General features: G+C 31.1%; 1 protein-coding gene. It reads right to left on the bottom strand.

All coding sequences use genetic code 11. The features are described 5' to 3' along the window. Window positions 1-99 precede the first annotated feature (99 nt). A partial coding sequence (locus F1B92_RS09560) for an autotransporter domain-containing protein (protein ID WP_154571413.1) occupies window positions 100-466 on the bottom strand: 367 nt, incomplete at its 5' end.

The following is a 466-nucleotide window of genomic DNA, read 5'->3' as shown; positions in this document are numbered from 1 at the left end:
TTTATGGCTCAAGTTTATTATAATTTTGAGCCATATTTATAAATTTATGCTTATTGTGTTGGTTAAATTAATTATAAATTTAACTCTTTATGTTAACTATTAAAATCTAAACTCTACGTTAAATCCTGTGCTTAAGCCTCTTTTTTTGCCACTTAAGCCTTGAATTTGCAAATCAAAAATCAAAGGCGTAAAAGGTGTAAATTTAAGTCCAAGTTCTCCTGAAATGGTGTTTCCTTTTAAGCTTGGTGATTGGATTGATTTTTGCTTAGTTAAGTTTGTGGCTTTTACTTTTGAAGCAAATTCTCTCTCAAATGAAGCCCCTAAATACGCAGTTAGTGAGTCTGTTAGAGGTTTTGAGTATCTTGCTCCCATTTTGGCTCTGATTGAGTTTGTGGAATGGAATTTTATCTCATCGCTGGATAATTTTATTTTGTCTGAATTTAAGCGAGTTAGGTATAAATTTGTG

Origin of the sequence: Campylobacter portucalensis (genome assembly GCF_009690845.1) — a bacterium.
Classification (GTDB): domain Bacteria; phylum Campylobacterota; class Campylobacteria; order Campylobacterales; family Campylobacteraceae; genus Campylobacter_B; species Campylobacter_B portucalensis.
Note: the sequence above shows the minus strand (reverse complement) of the source record. Positions and strands in the feature narration are given on the sequence as shown.